Source organism: Terrirhizobium terrae, assembly GCF_030323265.1.
Lineage (GTDB): Bacteria > Pseudomonadota > Alphaproteobacteria > Rhizobiales > Rhizobiaceae > Neorhizobium.
In genome coordinates, this window is sequence record NZ_CP104991.1 from 612,207 (window position 1) to 627,903 (window position 15,697).

A 15,697-nucleotide genomic window follows, 5' to 3' on the forward strand; every position below is an offset into this window, starting at 1 on the left:
CTTACCCGCGAGCGGGAAATTCCCTCTCAAGCCAGATCAAGAGCTTTTCAGTCATGCCGGGTGCAAGGCTGTAGAAGCGCTGAGTTTGCTTGCGTTGATTTGTCACGATTCCAGCCTTCCGCAACCGTTTTAAATGCTGCGATATCGCTGATTGCCTCACACCGACCGCATCCACGATCTCAGCCACTGATTTTGGCTCATGACGGATGAATATAAGAATTCGAAGACGCACCTCATTGCCGGTCAAGACAAGAAAATCCGAAGCTTCCTTATAGTGCATAATCGTTCCTCCCGACTTCTTAGATCGCTATTCCACACGCATCGAAGCGGCTCAACATGTCAGGGATTGAATAAGGTGGCGCTCATGTGAGCCAACCGGAGGCGAGTCCGGCTGGGTCTGGCGGGAAGGTAGCCGATCCGATGAGGTTGGGAGTAGATCAGATCAGCATCGACCAAATTCGCCGTTGCGAGAAAAGTTCCGCACCGCACAAGTTAAAATAGAAAAACCCCGACGCGAGGGGGTGAGTGAGGGTTTCGGCTTGCAGAGACACGAGTGTGACTTCTCGCTTCAATCGAACTGTGCCGATTGCAATTTGTTCCTGACTATTAGTCACCATTGTTTTCGGCTACAAACACCATAAACATGACATATCGTCGGAATCATCCCCCATGACATGACGAAGAGGAAGGCTTTTGCGCACCCCAGTGTGTGGGCCTTCCTCACTCAACTGATATATGCCCTGGTGTGGTGGAATACTACCGCTTTCGAGCCAGAGTTCTCCGGCAGGTAGAGGTCGTCTTGATGGGTATCGGGATTGCTTCCACCCATTACCATCCCGCCACATTCTGAACACTAAATCAGCGCAAATCCTGAATTTGGAAGTACCCCCGTTGTTTCGACAACGCTTCCATAGAGCGGCTGTTTCACCATTGTGTTGAGCAGCCGCCTTCCTCTATAGACAAATGGCCGAGAGCTCTTGCCAAGGAAGCTTCCCGGCATGCGGAAGGCAATTCATTTGAAGCTGGGATGCCTTCCGCTTCAATTGTGTGTTCGGTTGATATTCGCGGTTTAGACTTCTCTTGTTCGCGGAATGTGGGCGCCCATCATTCAAATCTTACGGTAGAACAAAAGAGAAACCCGAGATGAAAGCCGCGTCAGCTTAAGAACCCGCATCTCCTGAAAATATTAGCCAACTATGTTCATCGGCTGAAGCATGTTTTTTAGCTCATCGGTGGAGCGGAAACCCGCGTGCCAAAGAATTATCAGCTCTTGAGCGATCTCACCTGCGCCTTTGCCGTTAGCGGTGATCTCGCTCTCGCGACAGACTTCTTCCAAAGCAGTCCGCAACAGCGTCAGGTCGTCAGGCGCTAAGGCCTCTTCAGTCGTAAAATACATGTTTTCAGCCCCGTTAAAGCCACGGCTTAGCCCATGTCCGACGGCTGAGGGAAGATGCAAGATTTCGTAGGGCCCATTTTGGCGAGCATTGATTCAGCGGCACATGGACATGTCCGAGATCATCATCGAAAAGCTAAGTTTTTCCTCAACGCGGCGTATGGGAATCTTTTTGTCGAGAGAGGGATGCCACCGATAATAAACCTCGTCACCATCATCGAAAGGGGCAGAATGACCGGGCACTGCTCTTAACCGCAAGGACGCTCTGTTTGTGGGACACGATCCGGGGCCGGTCGACCATAGCTTCGCTCATTGAGACGCGCAAACTCAATAACATCGATCCGATCGGTTGTCTGGCAGCCACGCTAAAAGCTATTGCCAATGGCCATAAGCGGAAAAGGATCGATGAATTGCTGCCGCGGAATTGTTCCGTCAGGGTATGATCCTGCACCGCAGGATGAGGTTCAAGATGTTCAGCCACGTAATGATTGGTGCAAATGACGTTGAGGCCATGGTGGCTTTCTATGATGTAGTCCTTGGCACGCTCGGATTGGCGCGTGAGCCCGTTCAGACGGCCGATAGCCCAGCAGGCTTCATCTGGCAGCGGTGCGGACAAAGATGGCCCCAGTTTGCTCTAAGATCTCCGTTCGACGGTCGACCGGCAACCGTAGGGAACGGTGTACAAGTCAGTTTTGCAGCGGCATCGCGGCAGAACGTCGTCGTTGCTTGGCAAACTGCGATTGATAACGGCACATCGCGTACTGCCTTCCAAGGAGAGCCAACCATAACGTTTTGGTATTGCGCCGCGCATCAGCCTCGGCTCTATCGTGGGTCACCGCGACATGGCGAGGCGCGTCTTGCTCTCAGAAATCGCCGATTTGCCAAAGTGAGGGACCATGGACAATAAAGCCGATGACATAATCGAACTGGTTACGAAGGTCATTGTCGCAGCTCGCAACTTCACTCCAAGAGAAACGGTCGAGCTTGGTGTGGTCCACGGTCTATGTATGGATGCAGCGACAAAGAACGCTCCGCACCTGATCGAATTCCTTTCCAGCGTCAGAGGATTGGTGGCGATCACAGCTACTCTTTTGCAGTTGCCCCATGTTGTTACGCCCAATGATGCGGGAGGTTGGACGTGGACCTTTGTCCGAACCCATTAGGCTCTCGACAGATATAGCCTGGCAGATGACATATGAATGGCGGATAAACCGACCTGGTGGAGGCCGGAGACTTAGTCAAGTTGTGACGGTGAAATCTACATCGGCCGTACAATGCGTGATCGAACCACAAATATCAACACGGACTGTTTCATGTGTTCAGGTGGTGCTGATGGGAAATTCGGCTCAAAAAGTACGGTGTCATGCCGAATTGCGGACGGGAGATGGAACACTGGCAAGCCGCGAAAGCCGTTAAAGACTGGTGTGATCGGGAGCGCGAAGCTGACGCTTTGCTGACCCGTTTGTATGTCGGCACGCGCTGGACAAATTATTAACCACGCTAAGGTAGTCTGCCTCTATGGGACGCCCGCCAACTCAACCTCACGCGTCTGCACCTGTACCTCGCGCCGGAGGATCTCAGGCGTATCGATGACGTGGTCGGAACGTACGGCCGATTGAAGTTCTTTCGCGATGCTATCTCGCCTGCAGCTCCAACATGCCGCTCCGGGGGACGAGAAGGCTGGGCCTCCCTATCTCGAAAGCGACGGACATCATGAGCCACGATTGTCAGCATTTAGCAGAGCGGCTGTTTCGACATTTTCCGCAAACATCGCCGAAGTCTTCATGACATGCAGCGAGCCTTCGGCGTCGATAACCTGATAGAATTCCTTCACGCCCCGCTCGGGCGTAGGCATCCCGAAACCAAGCAATCGGACTGGTTGTTAGCGAGTTGCTGGGCAAACTCTACAAAGGAGAATGACATGCGCGCATCGAACGATAACGCCTCAGCCGAGACTGTCGAGCAGGCTAAATCAGAGCTTCTTAGTAACGTCCGCGCGGCAATCGCGAGCATCAATGAACTGACTGAAAACCTCGAAAGGATTAGGGAATCCGTAAACGAGAAGTATCGCTCCGTCCGGCAAAAAAAGCGAGGTTAAGCGGAAAGTTTAATGCAATCTCTGCGTGAGAGCACTTCGCACAAGCTTCGGGAGCTATGGTGTTGTTGGCGTCCTTTTTGAGACATGGGGGACGCCTAGGGAAGCACGGTTGCGCTTTCGCCGCCTGCTTCCCAGCCATTCGCTGCTGATCACAATGCGCCGCTGGTCCGGTACTCACGGGCCGGGCTAATGCTGACATTTGGATCTCAGAAATTTCATGGTGTGGAGACCTGACCACCGCGGGATACTGACCCTGTGGCGCAACAACAAGGCGATCGCCGCTATCTCATCCATTAACGACGACAGTAAGATGTCTTGGTACTGGTATACCTACATCAATGCTCAGAACGGCTTCTGCGACAATCTGTGGGATGCCCAGGCAGAGGCCGAACGATCGACCCTACCTCACTCCCTAAATGAGTAAGCGGCCCCGAGACGATGTGAGGGAGCGGGGCGACCACCCCCAGAGGTGAGCATCTTCGCGAGCGTACGCTTATGGTGTACTAGCATACGATCATATCCGAGCCAGTGACTCGAGACTATCCCATGCGCTGACTGACCGGATCGCAGCCAAAGGCAGCTTCTTTTCTCGGAATATCTTGTTGACGTATTCCTTGAAGCGGCGAAAACTCTTCATGCGTCACAATGAATTTTTGCTCCCGGCATAGAAAATAATCGAGACTTGATGTTGGGACGGTGGGCGCGAATTTGTCACGTAACGCTCCCGCGCACTCCGAGCAGCAACCCTTTGAGCTCCGGTTCGACGACAAGCACGGAGGCCTCCTCAAGGCTGACCCATGATCTCGACCTCTGTCCCTTCTCACGAAAATTATTTCGCTCTGCTTTTACTTGAAGAGTGAACACCGAAACGAAAAGAGGAAGCCCCTTTCCATCTTTGACATACGTGTAAAAACCCACGGGACGCTTTGAGACTTTTCCGGTAATGCCGGCCTCCTCCAACGCTTCACGTCTAGCGCACTCCCTCGGGGTCTCATAGCGTTCGACGGTCCCTTTCGGAATCACCCATTTTCCTGTTCCGCGGCTCGATAGTAGGAGGACTTGTTGCTCACCTGACTGATCGACGCGGAGGCATAGAGCGGCCGACTGACGGACGACCTGTCCGCTTAGTAGTTCTGTGGCCTTGGTCGCCAAACGGGAAAGATATGATTCTATAGCCATTGGGCTAGTGTCAGTGAACTGCACAGCTTTGCAAGACTGCAACAATGATTCCCAAAGCATTGGCGGGAATTGGACATCCAGCAGTTCCCAATGCGGCTCTCCTTGGCATCAAGTTTCTGCATTTCTCAAGCCAGCATAGGCTTTACATAATTTGGCTCTGACTCAGTTTTGCTGCTGCTCGGATGAAGATCCTGTTGATTCACTGAAGAATCAGCTCATACAACAGCGGTTTTCGACCGCGAGCCTCGCGCCATCTGGCTTTGCAGTCGATGAAGTTGAAATCATCGCGGACAGTGTTCGAGTTCGGCTGCGACCATGCCATCTCTCAGCAGTTTGTCCGGACTGCGAGCGTACTAGCCGAAGAATTCAAAGTCGGTATATGCGCCCGCCTTCGGACCTTCCCTTAGCGTTGAACTGAGGATTGTGGCGCGCCGCTTCGGGTGCGCTGCAGTTCTTTGTGGAGTGCGCATCTTTTGCGAGCAGTTCGACAAGGACGTTCTAGCTCGCTATGGCCATCGCACTCTCAAGCTGCTGACGTACGCCGTGAAGCTCCAGTATGAGGGATATTAGTTCGCGGCACCGCTGTCGAGGGAGCGAGCGGAGCCAGAAGGAAAATCAACGACTTAGGAGAATGTCCGCTGATCGGTGAAGAGTAGCGGCCTTAGGTCAAGTTGCCGCTCAGCTGCCACCTTGTTTTCCGCTCTCCTTCATTGATCAATAACTGTCTTGCGAAAAACACCCGGTCTTTTCTTAGACTAGCCGTTGTTGGGTAACCTTTGACGCCTACCTTTCGGTTAACTCGCACCGGTAGGCCACCATGAATGTCGTAACGCCTTTTTTGCCGCCGAACCACCTAGCACTCCCGACCTCTGAACAGGTTCTCGAGCTTCTCCCCCACCCTGTTTTAATTGTCCAACCCGACAGCGTCGTGGTTTATGCCAACGGGGCGAGCAAAGCCGCGATAGGCGCGCTCGAAGGGCTGGATCTATATGAGCTGTTTCCTGGCTTCACATCGAACCTGTTGAGCATGCCGAAGACCTCCTCCGCAGTACTCACCTCGAGAGATGATGAACATTTCGAGGCTGCGTTTTCCGCCTTCGACGGGGGACGCTTCCTCATCGATCTTAGACGTCGCTCTCATGCACCGATCGTCGACACCGCCGGTGACCTCGATGACCTGACAGGCCTCGTGAAGCGAAACGCCTTGCTATCGCACGTTTCGGCGGCGCTGGCTCTCGCCACTTCCACCGTTGCTGTCCACTGTCTTGATCTCGATCGCTTCAAGATGGTCAACGACACCCTCGGCCATGCCGTAGGTGACATTCTCCTGAAAAAGTTGCGGACCGGCTGACAGCGGCATGCCGTAAGGGTGACATCGTTGCCCGCCTCGGTGGCGATGAGTTCGTCGTCCTGCAGCGGGACGTAGAAGAGGATGAAGCAGCCGAGACGCTTGCTTCCCGTATCGTCGACCTCATTGGTCGTACCTACGTGATCAATGGCCATACCATCAATATCGGAGCCAGCGTCGGCGTGGCCATCGGAGCAAATCCGATCCAGGCGCGCGACTTGCTTCGCAACGGCGACCTGGCCCTCTATGAAGCCAAGAAGGCGGGGCGTGGTCGTCACCGCGTGTTTGAGAGCGGGATGGATGCCATTATTCTCCAGCGCCGAGAAATGGAGATCGATCTGCGCCGAGCTCTGGCGTTGAAACAGTTCAAGCTAAACTATCAGCCATTTTTCAACGTCGACACAAATAAGGTGGATGGTTTCGAAGCCCTTTTGCGCTGGGAGCATCCAGTTAAAGGAAACATACCGCCTCTCTCCTTCGTTCCACTTGCCGAGGAGAACGGCTTGATCGTGAAGATCGGTGAATGGGTAGTTCGTACCGCGTGTATCGAAGCCATGTCCTGGCCTAGCGAGATGGTCGTTGCTGTCAACGTCTCCCCCTGCAATTCAAGGCAGACACCCTGCTCGAAACGGTCTCGTCCGCGCTCCAGCGATCAGGATTACCCGCTCATCGACTGGAGATCGAAATCACCGAAGGCGCGCTTCTTGATGACACGGATAATGTCATTCAGACCCTGACTGCTCTGCGCGACCTCGGTGTCAAAATTTCGATGGACGATTTTGGTACCGGCTATTCGTCCTTGAGCTACCTCCAGAAGTTCCCTTCAACAAGATAAAGATCGACCGGTCCTTTGTCGCCGGCAAGGGCGCTGACAACGAGGCAATACTTCGCTCCATTGCGAGCCTCGGCACGAGCCTTGGGATGGCCATTACCGCCGAGGGCGTCGAGACTGCCGAGCAATTGGCTCTCATCCGCGGAGAGCGCTGTACGCATGTACAGGGATATCTCACCGGCCGACCGATGGGCCGGGAACTCATTCCTGCATTTCTGGCGCAAAACTTGTAAGGCTGTCAATGTCCAATACCATGTACCGGCTCGTCTATTACAGCCGCAACCACCTCGCCTCTGACGAAGCGTTGTTCGCCTCAAACGTCGAGGAGATCCTGGCCAAGAGCCGGGTCAACAACCAACGCGATGAGATCACTGGGGCACTGCTGTTCAACGCAGGGTGTTTCGCCCAGGTACTCGAAGGCCCCCTTGGAAGAGTGGAAGCTGCGTTCGAGCGTATCCAGCAGGACGAGCGGCATGGCGACGTGTCGTTACTTGCGCTGGAGCCAATCGATCGGCGCTCGTTCCCAAACTGGGCAATGGGATTTATCGGCGCATCTGACATTCATGCAAAGCGTTTTGCTGAGATCGGCTCCGTGAGCGGGTTCGATCCGTCGACGCTGAGAGGCGATGAAATCCATTCGCTACTTATGGAACTGGCAATGGAGGAAGAGCAAACCTAAGCTGCGGGACCTTCCGGCTTATCATCGTCAAACCGATGGCGGTTCAAAGAGTTTTTTCAGCGTGCTCGAGGTTACACTAGTCTTTGATTTTGGGGACTTCGACCGAACACCACCAGCGAACGCAATACTGAATACAGGGTTGTTGAAATCGACAACGGTAATGAACCGGCTTGTCTTGAGGCCGATCATTATGGGATGTGGGTTCTTGCCATCTGACCATTTGCTTGCGTTGCCAGAAAGTCTGCCGGCCCCAGCCTAACAAATAGTGCAACCTTCCTCATCGGACTGACCAATCTTTTAACAGCAGACCGGCTGCCGCGCCGTGGCCGACCTGGAGGTTGGGAGAGACGGGCAACTAGCTCCCCGCATCGAAAGCCCTCCTGTCCGCATACGACATTCATCCTCACGATGCTTGACATGTACAACGATCGCTTTACATCGCAGGTATGGACAAACACGAAGACATTCTCGCGGGGGCAGAGCGAGCTTTCGAAACCGAAGGGTTTCGGGGCATCGGCGTTGACAAGATACTTTCGCAGTCAGGTGCATCCACGCGCACTCTGTACAAGCATTTCGGATCACGCGACGGTCTCGTCATCGAAGTTCTTCGGCGTCGACATCACGTTTATATGAAGCGGCTTGACGAGGCGGACCATGCAGACCCTGTCGGAGAGCTATTTGAGGTACAGCGGCAATGGATGAACGAACATACAAATTCCGGATGTATGTTCTTGCGAGCCCACGGCGAATACGCCGCCGTCAGTGCGGATGTCACCACGGTCGTGATCGAACACAAGAAACAATTCGAGACTGAAATAGAACGGCGGGTAGAGATCGCGCTCGGCCACCCTGACCCGGTTCTGGCAATGCAGATCTGGCTTTTGTTCGAAGGTGCAACAGCGCTTGCGAGCTTGAGAGGCACGCTGGCGCTAGAAACTGCGAAGGACACGGCGAAATTTTTGCTCCAGTCAAGTATGGAGGATGCGCCGTGACGCGAACAAGCAGCATGGTGGCGGCGGCCTTTTCACTCACAGCCCTTACCTACGGATTGGCGAGGTTTGCCTATGGTCTTCTCCTTCCTTCGATCCGAGCTGATCTGAACTTAAGTGCAACAGCATCCGGGTGGATCGGTAGCGTAGCGTTCGCATCATATTGTCTGGGCGTCATTCTGGCATTCACCCTGGTTGAACGTTTAGGCGAACGACGCATCTGCGTTTTTGCAGGGCTGTCCGCCGCAGGCGCAATGACAATAGCTGCGGTATCATCGTCCGGCTGGCACATTGGCTTTGCCATGGCGATTGGAGGCCTGAGCACAGGACTTACGTCACCTCCGTTAGCATCAGCAGTGGAAAGAGCCATGCAGCAATCCGCTCAGGCAAGAGCCAATGGCGTTATCAACGCTGGAACGGCTGTCGGCATCGTCATTTCAGGCGCTGCGGCGATTGCCTTTGCAGGAAACTGGCGCGAGCTGTACGCAGGATTTGCCTGTCTCGGACTCCTTACAGCTTTTTGGCTCTGGTGGGCTATGCCCCTCACGACAGTAGAAGACACGCTGTGCTTTTTAGTTGGCGTGACATTCGCGCAACCGGCGCGATCGGCCTCATCGCGAGCGCGTTTCTTGTTGGGGTTGGCAGCACGGCTGTGTGGACGTTTGGCGCTAACATCATGACAGACGAGCTCGGCTTTTCCGTTGACCAAATCGCAGTCGGTTGGATTGTTCTTGGGTCAGTCGGCATCGCGGGTTCGATAACGGGGTTGTTGTCTCAGCGTTTCGGCATGGATCGCGTCCACCGCATCTCGATTGCAATGATGAGCCTTGCTATTTTAACGCTTGCTGCAGCAAAGTTGTACACTCCTCTCGCCTTTATCGCCCTCGGCTTGTTTGGTGTTGCCTACATCATAGCCACCGGGACGCTGCTGCTGTGGGGTATCGTCATTTATACGAGCCGCCCAGCGCTAGGATTAGGCGTGCCTTTTCTTGTCGTGGCCGTCGGTCAAACGGCCGGGGCACAGTTCTTTGGAATGGTTTGGGAGATTCACGGTGTCGTATTGGGGCTCATAGTTTTTGCCGCCATCATGGCGGGCGGTGCAAGGTTTTCTGTGGCGAGGCTATAACAGCGAACCCAACATCGATTATGTCGCGCTCGCAGCCGCAGAACGCTGTTTGAGCCAACGCAGGACGCGGGTCTCCTCGTCGTCGAGCCACTGCTGAAGCCGTTCGCTCTTCGTCTTTAACTTCAGCACGCCGCGAAGCATTCCAGCTTCAAAGTCCTCAAATACCGCGGGATGAATATACGACGAGCGACAGACCGAGCGAGTGTTGACGAGCTTCGCGGCTACCGTATCGATCGCCTCATTAAGCTGACGCGCAAGTTCGCGCTTGGACGTAGCGACCTCAAGCGGCGCCAGGGCTTCAACCGCCATGCAGGTTGCGCCCCAGGTCCGAAACTGCTTGGAACTGAAGTCGTCGCCGGTGATTTCGCGAATGTAGGCGTTGACGTCATGCGAGGAAATCGGCCTGCATCCGCCGTCATCGCAAACGTACTGAAACAAATGCTGGCCGGGCAGTTCCTGTAGTTTTCGGACCACGTTGGCGATCTCGACGGTCGCTGTGAGCAAGGTTCCACTCCTTGCCTGACTTTCCCTTGAAGCGGAACTTCAGGCTGCCACCCTCGACCTTCACATGGCGACTGCGTAGCGTCGTTAGCCCATACGACTTATTTGCCTCCGCATAGGCGGCGTTTCCAACGCGGATGTAAAGGTTGTCGAGCATCCAAACCACGGTGGCCAAGGCCTTATCCATCGTCAGGCTGCGTGAGCGCAAATCGGTCTCAACCCGCTCACGGAGGTCCGGCAAGCGATCCGCAAAGTCGACGAGCCTCTCGAACTTGGCTTTTCCACGCTCCGCATGCCAGTCGGAGTGGTAGCGATACTGGCGACGACCGCGCGCGTCTTTGCCGATCGCCTGGAGATGGGAAAACGGATTGGTGGAGATAATGACATCGGTATAGGCGGGCGGTATCGCGAGGGCGTTCAATCGCGAGATTTCGTCAGCTTCCGTGATCCGCCGCCCATCCGGCCGGTAGTAAAGGAAGCCTTTAGCGCCCAGCTTGCGCGTAATGCCGGTCTCTAAGCCAGGAACGTAGACCAAGCCAGATGCCAGCTTGGCTTCCGCGGTGATCGTGTAGATGTCAGTGATGGTCTGGTTCATCCCGCCATAACTCGCGGGGAATTGTGCTGTTCCTTCGCATCAGCTTTGTCTCGATGATTATCGTTAGCCTGAAGGTGCGTCACATCGAACTTTCCCAAAGAGGCCCTCTTGCTCTGCGGCTACATGCTACTGCTTCGGAGCTGAACCGATCATCGTCAGTGCGTTTTCGATGGCGGCTCCGGAAGCCGTATTATCAAACACGCACCAGCCATCCGGCGCCATCAGTTTTGAGAATGCGCTTATCCCCTCGTCCGGGTAACTCGAATAGTAGATCTTCGGTTTTCCGTGCAGACGCATATAACGCGGAGGAGCATCAAAACTCTCTGCCGGCCATACTGGCGACGGATCTGCAAGAACGCGGTCGATGGCGTAGCTCTCCAGCAGATCCAGAGCCTCGCTCGACGCCCGGCTCTTGTGCCGCGCCTCGATGACCACCGCTCCGTCGTCCATGTCTCGTATCGCCTTAAACGCGATATCGAGTACAGTAGCATCAAACGTTAGCGATGGCGGTAGCTGGCAAAGCAACGGGCCTCTTTTATCTGCGAGCGGCGCGACGTCAGCGCAGAAGGTTTCGAACGGCTGCGCTATGTCCTTCATCGCTTGCGTTATTTCCTTGGGTATTTTTACCGAAAAGCGAAAGCTGTTCGGTACGGACGCCGCCCACCGGGCGAATGTCGACGTTTTGTGCCGACGGTAAAAAGTCGAGTTGATTTCGACGCCATCGAAGACCGAGGCATATCGGATCAGGCCGCTCCCCTGCTGCGCAAATCGGTCGGCCAGCTTTTTCGGAATAGACCAGGCGGCGGTAGCGATGGTTGGCATTCTCGAATCCTCCAGTTTGCGAGCGTCAGCGAAACGGAGGGCTAGATTGCAGGGTTCCAGGCCTCGATTGGCAAAGTTCGGAACAAGGCCACGATCGAGAACGTTGGGAGAACAAACAGGAGATCATCATGAGTAACAATTCAAAAGCAGATACCTCGTCCAACACCCAGAAAGACCCCGATGATTGGGTCAGTGGCGATGAGCCAATGACTGGAGCGCAGCGCTCTTACCTTAAAACCTTGTCAGAGCAGGCGCACCAGCCCGATGTTTACGTCGAAGACCTGACGAAGGCGGACGCGTCGAAGCGCATCGATGAACTTAAGCAGGCACTTGATCTAGAGTAATCGGTCATCGTCGGATGACTGCGATACTGAACGCTCGTCGGAGTTGGCGATGAAAAGTATTCCGAAGGTGATACGACTATAAAATCGGCCCAGCTCGGCGAGCCCGAGTTTCAGTTATTGCAGTTATGGGCGTCCCGCAGTATATTGTGGCCAAGGAGATTTCTATGGCCAGCCAACTCGTCCATTACGCCGGATTATCCGATCGCGATCGCAAGGCAGTTTCGCCTCTGCCGAAACTCGCTGCAGGGGACAGGCTTGAACTTCGCGTACGCCACGAAGGCGGTGAAGGACAGACGCTTACAATCCCACCAACCGCCGCCGCGGCAGTTGAAGCGCTTCTGGCGCATATGCTCCGCGGCGAACGCGTCGCCGTTCTCGCCGAAGATCAGGAATTGAGCCCAACCGAGGCTTCTGCCGTTCTGGGCATCTCGCGTCCTCTTGTTGTTCTCCGCATGGACCGGGGCGATCTGCCGTTCCGCTATGTCGGTAAACACCGCCGCGCCTTGCTCAAAGATGTGCTCTCGCTCAAAACCAAGCTGGATACCCGGCAGGCTGCGATGAACTTGCTGGCCGAAGACACCGAGGATCTCGTTCAGACCCATGGCATCTAGACCGCCTGTCGCGGTCTATGATGCCTGCGTCCTTTATCCATTCCACCTTCGCAACGTCCTCATTCAGTGCGCCTTTGACGGTCTGGTCGAGGCGCGCTGGAGCGATGATATCCATGACGAGTGGATCCGCAATCTTGCCGCCAATACCCCTTCCTTGCCTGTCGAGCGTCTGATAGCCACGCGGGACAGGATGAAAGCCGTACTGCCACACGCGGACGTGACACATTACAGTCCTTTAGTAGATGATGTTAAGCTACCAGACCCAGGCGACCGGCATGTCCTTGCGGCCGCCATCGCCGCGAAAGCGACCTTCATCGTCACCTGGGACCTGAAGGAATTTCCAGCAAACAATCTCAGCCCCTACGGTGTGATCAGCCAGTCGCCAGACGATTTTCTCTTCGATCTTCGCGCGGCGTTTCCCGACGCATTGATCGCAAGTGTCGCAAGTGCGCGGCGCAACCTGCGCAAAACAGTGTCATCGGTCGAAGGATTTCTGGAGGTGCTTGAGCAGAGCGGACTGATGAAATTTTCGGCCGTTCTTCGTCGCAACATTTCGAAGCTGCGATGATCGAGACGAGCCGAGCCGATGCAAAAAGATAACTGCACATCCTGCACGAGGTAGCGAGCTTACTCTTCCTCGTCACCTGCCTCGGCAGTCAGCGGCTCATTCTGAATGGCTTGCCGGCTGAGCAATCCCGCATCTTCGAGTGCCTCAACGTTCGGCAGATCGCGTAGCGTCTCCATCCCGAAAGCCGAGAGGAAATGCAGCGTGGTCACGTAGGTGTAAGGTGCGCCAGGTGTCGGGCTGCGCGGCCCCGAGCCGATGAATTGCGCGCCGCGCAAATTGCCGATCGTGTCGCGGCTGACCTCCCTGCCAAAAATCTTCGACAGCTCACTACGGGTAATTGGCTGAAAATATGCCACCGCCATTAGCACCATTGCCTCGAACTCTGAGATCGCCGCCGCCCCTCCCTCGTCGGCACCGAAGACGCGCGGATGGTGTCGGCGAACCGTGGCCGGGTGCGATGCTGCCACCCGCCGGCAACCGAGACCAGCTCATAGGGCCGATCCCGCAGTTCCGAGATGACGTCGTCGATCAGGAGATCGATGCTGCAGTCTTTTCCCACCACCCGCGCCAGCGTCTCGCGGCTGACCGGTTCGGCCGAGGCAAAGATCACCGCCTCGACCCGCATCATCCACTCCCGCCAGCGCAACTCGACCGGTAGATCCTCCAGCTCCCGATCGAACAGGCGCTCGTTTGCTGCGTTCGCTTTCCGGCGGGCCGTGGCCGATCTCGATCCCGCCATCGTCATAACCCGAAGATCCTAAATGAGGATCGCCCGGAGAGCTCGCGCACCGCCTCGAAACCTTCGAGCCGCTCAAACAGCCGGTTGGCCGCCCAGCGTGACAGATCGCTGCCGGGAACCGAGGCCGGCACGGCATCTTCTGCCAGCAACTTGCGGATCACCGGCTCGGCACCCTTCGTCCGCACTCTCGGCGCTATCGCGAGAAGTCGTGACGCCCGCCGATCGATCTCGACAGCCGAGCGCAGCGCCGCGGCGACCCCGTCAACCAGCGCCAGGCAGATTGCTTTTGGATAGGCCGGTTCGCCCGGGCGAACACGGCCGCGGCCGCCGATCGTGCGGAAGGCAGTGCCATAGCGCTCGGGTAACAGCAGCGACACCGCCTTCGGCCACTTCAGCTCATGTGCGAGAGCGACGTCTGCCAGCCCCATAGCCAATACTTCAGCATCCGGGCGGGCGGTCGCGATCGCCGATATGAGATCGGCCAACGCGAGGGTGCCGCACGCCCGGACTGTAATGCGGTATCGACCAGATCCGGGAGTGGGGCAAGAGCATCGTCCCACCCGATCCCCAGCAGCGCGCAAAGCTCCTTAACGAATGGCGTGGTGATTGTGCCGGATTGGTGTGTCAGCATTCGCGTAGCCAAAAACAGCTTTCCGGCCGGGCCAGGGTCGTCGCCGGCGCCGGTTAGCAATACCGCGTCACGGAGAGCGTTTTCCTCCTCGTTGCGGCCAAACATCCGGGCAGCGATACCAGCTGATTTGAGCGCAAGTCGATCACGCAAACATCCGATCCACGGCGGATTCCCGCGGATAAGATCATCCAGCGATTTCAGAGCGATACCGGCGGCAAAGGCAGCGTCGCACTCGGTTACATCGCGGCTGCGCGATAGCGCCCAAGTCGGTAGGCGGGGCGACCAGGCGGGGGACATGAGAGCGGTGGGCGCGAGCGAATCCATGCAGCTGAATGTAGACCAGCTGCGCGGTTTAAGCCAATAAATTCCGACTAAACCGCACAGGCTGTCGCTTACAAAGGACGTCCGATAATCTTGCATTATCGGACGTCTTTGCTATTCTTGCTGGATCCGCGACGAGCGCCAAGATTCTACTTCTATACGCGCATTTCACCGCTTTCAGATAATGGAGAATGGTGCTAATGTAGCTAGACAGCCTAGCTAGATCGGAGCAGATTCATGGATTGGCAGCTGCAGGACGCTAAAAACCAATTTTCGAAAGTAGTGCAAAAAGCCCGCTTTGAAGGCCCGCAAGAGATAACCGTGCGTGGCGAGCGCACAGCCGTTGTCTTGTCCGCAAAAGACTATGACGCTTTGCGCGCAGGACGACCAACCTTGGTCGATGACCTGCTCACCGGCCCGCCTTGGGATGAGGCCTTCACCGACGCGGTCGATGCGCGGGCCAAAGTCTCAAGCCGCGACGTGGCCTTCTAATGTATCTGGTGGATACGAATATCGTCTCGGAGGCAAGGCGGGGCACCCCGCAGGCAGTGTCCTGGCTGCGCTCGGTCGATCCTCTCAGCGTCCATTTGAGTGCGCTGACGCTTGGTGAGATCATGCGCGGTATTGCCTTGAAACAAAAAACAGATCCCAAGGCTGCGGCACATCTTGCCGAATGGCTGCGCAAGCTGCGCCACGATCATGCTGACCGCATCCTCACGGTGACCGACGAGATAGCAGTCGAATGGGGCCGCATCGCCGCGATCCGTCCGCGCGGCGACATCGACGGGCTGATCGCAGCCGCTGCAATTGTCCATGACCTGATCCTCGTCACTCGCAACGTCAAGGACTTTGAGGACACAGGCGCAGCCGTGATCAATCCATGGGAAGTGTGAGATGAACGACATTCTCGGTGGGCAAGCT

16 protein-coding genes and 5 pseudogenes are annotated in these 15,697 nt (G+C 55.9%); 13 read left to right on the plus strand and 8 right to left on the minus strand.

The window, feature by feature from the left end; translation table 11 throughout:
- Position 1: 1 nt before the first annotated feature.
- Together N7E02_RS06910 and N7E02_RS06915 are read right to left on the minus strand one after the other, a co-directional pair.
- Entirely contained in the window at positions 2–280 is a 279-nt protein-coding gene (locus N7E02_RS06910) for an ArsR/SmtB family transcription factor (protein WP_286578595.1), read from the minus strand.
- Positions 281–1,186: 906 nt separating this feature from the next.
- Positions 1,187–1,396 carry a hypothetical protein gene (locus tag N7E02_RS06915; RefSeq protein WP_286578596.1) on the minus strand — a complete coding sequence of 70 codons (210 nt, stop codon included), beginning with the start codon at positions 1,394–1,396 and terminating at the stop codon, positions 1,187–1,189.
- A gap of 241 nt (positions 1,397–1,637) precedes the next feature.
- Between N7E02_RS06915 and N7E02_RS06920 the strand changes: the two are divergent.
- The 3 genes and pseudogenes from N7E02_RS06920 to N7E02_RS06925 form a co-directional block, all read left to right on the plus strand.
- Positions 1,638–1,836 (plus strand): annotated as a pseudogene (locus N7E02_RS06920) (transposase domain-containing protein); the annotation flags it as partial.
- Between the two features lie 68 nt (positions 1,837–1,904).
- Entirely contained in the window at positions 1,905–2,300 is a 396-nt protein-coding gene (locus N7E02_RS29540; protein ID WP_353622824.1) for a VOC family protein, read from the plus strand.
- On the plus strand, positions 2,290–2,556 hold the full coding sequence (locus tag N7E02_RS06925; protein WP_286578597.1) for a hypothetical protein: 267 nt from the start codon (positions 2,290–2,292) through the stop codon (positions 2,554–2,556). The genes N7E02_RS29540 and N7E02_RS06925 overlap by 11 nt, the downstream gene beginning before the upstream one ends.
- Positions 2,557–3,104: 548 nt before the next feature.
- Here the strand turns inward: N7E02_RS06925 and N7E02_RS06930 are convergent.
- Together N7E02_RS06930 and N7E02_RS06935 are read right to left on the minus strand one after the other, a co-directional pair.
- Entirely contained in the window at positions 3,105–3,227 is a 123-nt protein-coding gene (locus tag N7E02_RS06930; protein WP_286578599.1) for a hypothetical protein, read from the minus strand.
- A 975-nt stretch (positions 3,228–4,202) separates the two neighbouring features.
- Complete coding sequence (locus N7E02_RS06935) at positions 4,203–4,730, minus strand: NUDIX hydrolase (protein WP_353622799.1); 528 nt, start codon at positions 4,728–4,730, stop codon at positions 4,203–4,205.
- 1,168 nt (positions 4,731–5,898) lie between these two features.
- Between N7E02_RS06935 and N7E02_RS06940 the strand changes: the two are divergent.
- The 5 genes and pseudogenes from N7E02_RS06940 to N7E02_RS06960 all read left to right on the plus strand — a co-directional run.
- Positions 5,899–7,083 (plus strand): annotated as a pseudogene (locus N7E02_RS06940) (putative bifunctional diguanylate cyclase/phosphodiesterase); the annotation flags it as partial.
- An 8-nt stretch (positions 7,084–7,091) separates the two neighbouring features.
- Positions 7,092–7,529 (plus strand): BLUF domain-containing protein, encoded by a 438-nt coding sequence (locus N7E02_RS06945; protein WP_286578602.1) that lies wholly within the window; start codon positions 7,092–7,094, stop codon positions 7,527–7,529.
- Between the two features lie 446 nt (positions 7,530–7,975).
- Complete coding sequence (locus tag N7E02_RS06950) at positions 7,976–8,521, plus strand: TetR/AcrR family transcriptional regulator (protein WP_286578603.1); 546 nt, start codon at positions 7,976–7,978, stop codon at positions 8,519–8,521.
- A gap of 14 nt (positions 8,522–8,535) precedes the next feature.
- Positions 8,536–9,198 carry an MFS transporter gene (locus tag N7E02_RS06955; protein WP_286578604.1) on the plus strand — a complete coding sequence of 221 codons (663 nt, stop codon included), beginning with the start codon at positions 8,536–8,538 and terminating at the stop codon, positions 9,196–9,198.
- Complete coding sequence (locus tag N7E02_RS06960) at positions 9,195–9,644, plus strand: MFS transporter (protein WP_286578605.1); 450 nt, start codon at positions 9,195–9,197, stop codon at positions 9,642–9,644. The genes N7E02_RS06955 and N7E02_RS06960 overlap by 4 nt, the downstream gene beginning before the upstream one ends.
- An 18-nt stretch (positions 9,645–9,662) precedes the next feature.
- Here the strand turns inward: N7E02_RS06960 and N7E02_RS06965 are convergent.
- Positions 9,663–10,740, minus strand: a pseudogene (locus N7E02_RS06965) (DNA topoisomerase IB).
- A gap of 126 nt (positions 10,741–10,866) precedes the next feature.
- Entirely contained in the window at positions 10,867–11,562 is a 696-nt protein-coding gene (locus N7E02_RS06970; protein ID WP_286578606.1) for a DUF72 domain-containing protein, read from the minus strand.
- Positions 11,563–11,690: 128 nt separating this feature from the next.
- Between N7E02_RS06970 and N7E02_RS06975 the strand changes: the two genes are divergently transcribed.
- The 3 genes from N7E02_RS06975 (at position 11,691) to N7E02_RS06985 (ending at position 13,085) form a co-directional block, all read left to right on the plus strand.
- Positions 11,691–11,906 (plus strand): DUF3072 domain-containing protein, encoded by a 216-nt coding sequence (locus N7E02_RS06975; RefSeq protein ID WP_286578607.1) that lies wholly within the window; start codon positions 11,691–11,693, stop codon positions 11,904–11,906.
- Between the two features lie 146 nt (positions 11,907–12,052).
- On the plus strand, positions 12,053–12,517 hold the full coding sequence (locus N7E02_RS06980; RefSeq protein ID WP_286578608.1) for a DNA-binding protein: 465 nt from the start codon (positions 12,053–12,055) through the stop codon (positions 12,515–12,517).
- On the plus strand, positions 12,507–13,085 hold the full coding sequence (locus N7E02_RS06985; RefSeq protein WP_286578609.1) for a PIN domain-containing protein: 579 nt from the start codon (positions 12,507–12,509) through the stop codon (positions 13,083–13,085). Before N7E02_RS06980 ends, N7E02_RS06985 begins: the two co-directional genes overlap by 11 nt.
- A gap of 59 nt (positions 13,086–13,144) precedes the next feature.
- Here N7E02_RS06985 and scpB read toward each other — a convergent pair.
- Together scpB and N7E02_RS06995 are read right to left on the minus strand one after the other, a co-directional pair.
- Positions 13,145–13,830: pseudogene (scpB, locus tag N7E02_RS06990) on the minus strand (SMC-Scp complex subunit ScpB).
- A pseudogene (locus N7E02_RS06995) lies at positions 13,827–14,779 on the minus strand (DUF1403 family protein). Before N7E02_RS06995 ends, scpB begins: the two co-directional pseudogenes overlap by 4 nt.
- A 234-nt stretch (positions 14,780–15,013) precedes the next feature.
- On the opposite strand from N7E02_RS06995, the gene N7E02_RS07000 reads away from it, so the two are divergent.
- Both N7E02_RS07000 and N7E02_RS07005 read left to right on the plus strand, forming a co-directional pair.
- Positions 15,014–15,268: a type II toxin-antitoxin system Phd/YefM family antitoxin gene (locus tag N7E02_RS07000; protein WP_037094334.1), complete on the plus strand. Its 255-nt coding sequence runs from the start codon at positions 15,014–15,016 to the stop codon at positions 15,266–15,268.
- Positions 15,268–15,669: a type II toxin-antitoxin system VapC family toxin gene (locus tag N7E02_RS07005; protein WP_286578610.1), complete on the plus strand. Its 402-nt coding sequence runs from the start codon at positions 15,268–15,270 to the stop codon at positions 15,667–15,669. The genes N7E02_RS07000 and N7E02_RS07005 overlap by 1 nt, the downstream gene beginning before the upstream one ends.
- Positions 15,670–15,697 lie beyond the last annotated feature (28 nt).

Bases quoted from the DNA above. Each gene is read 5' to 3' on its own strand.
- N7E02_RS06960 (WP_286578605.1), top strand. From the start codon at position 9,195: ATGACAGACGAGCTCGGCTTTTCCGTTGACCAAATCGCAGTCGGTTGG.
- N7E02_RS06915 (WP_286578596.1), bottom strand. From the start codon at position 1,396: ATGTATTTTACGACTGAAGAGGCCTTAGCGCCTGACGACCTGACGCTG.
- N7E02_RS06955 (WP_286578604.1), top strand. From the start codon at position 8,536: ATGGTGGCGGCGGCCTTTTCACTCACAGCCCTTACCTACGGATTGGCG.
- N7E02_RS06950 (WP_286578603.1), top strand. From the start codon at position 7,976: ATGGACAAACACGAAGACATTCTCGCGGGGGCAGAGCGAGCTTTCGAA.
- N7E02_RS06935 (WP_353622799.1), bottom strand. From the start codon at position 4,730: ATGCTTTGGGAATCATTGTTGCAGTCTTGCAAAGCTGTGCAGTTCACT.
- N7E02_RS06925 (WP_286578597.1), top strand. From the start codon at position 2,290: ATGGACAATAAAGCCGATGACATAATCGAACTGGTTACGAAGGTCATT.
- N7E02_RS07005 (WP_286578610.1), top strand. From the start codon at position 15,268: ATGTATCTGGTGGATACGAATATCGTCTCGGAGGCAAGGCGGGGCACC.
- N7E02_RS07000 (WP_037094334.1), top strand. From the start codon at position 15,014: ATGGATTGGCAGCTGCAGGACGCTAAAAACCAATTTTCGAAAGTAGTG.
- N7E02_RS06910 (WP_286578595.1), bottom strand. From the start codon at position 280: ATGCACTATAAGGAAGCTTCGGATTTTCTTGTCTTGACCGGCAATGAG.
- N7E02_RS06985 (WP_286578609.1), top strand. From the start codon at position 12,507: ATGGCATCTAGACCGCCTGTCGCGGTCTATGATGCCTGCGTCCTTTAT.
- N7E02_RS29540 (WP_353622824.1), top strand. From the start codon at position 1,905: ATGGTGGCTTTCTATGATGTAGTCCTTGGCACGCTCGGATTGGCGCGT.
- N7E02_RS06945 (WP_286578602.1), top strand. From the start codon at position 7,092: ATGTCCAATACCATGTACCGGCTCGTCTATTACAGCCGCAACCACCTC.
- N7E02_RS06975 (WP_286578607.1), top strand. From the start codon at position 11,691: ATGAGTAACAATTCAAAAGCAGATACCTCGTCCAACACCCAGAAAGAC.
- N7E02_RS06970 (WP_286578606.1), bottom strand. From the start codon at position 11,562: ATGCCAACCATCGCTACCGCCGCCTGGTCTATTCCGAAAAAGCTGGCC.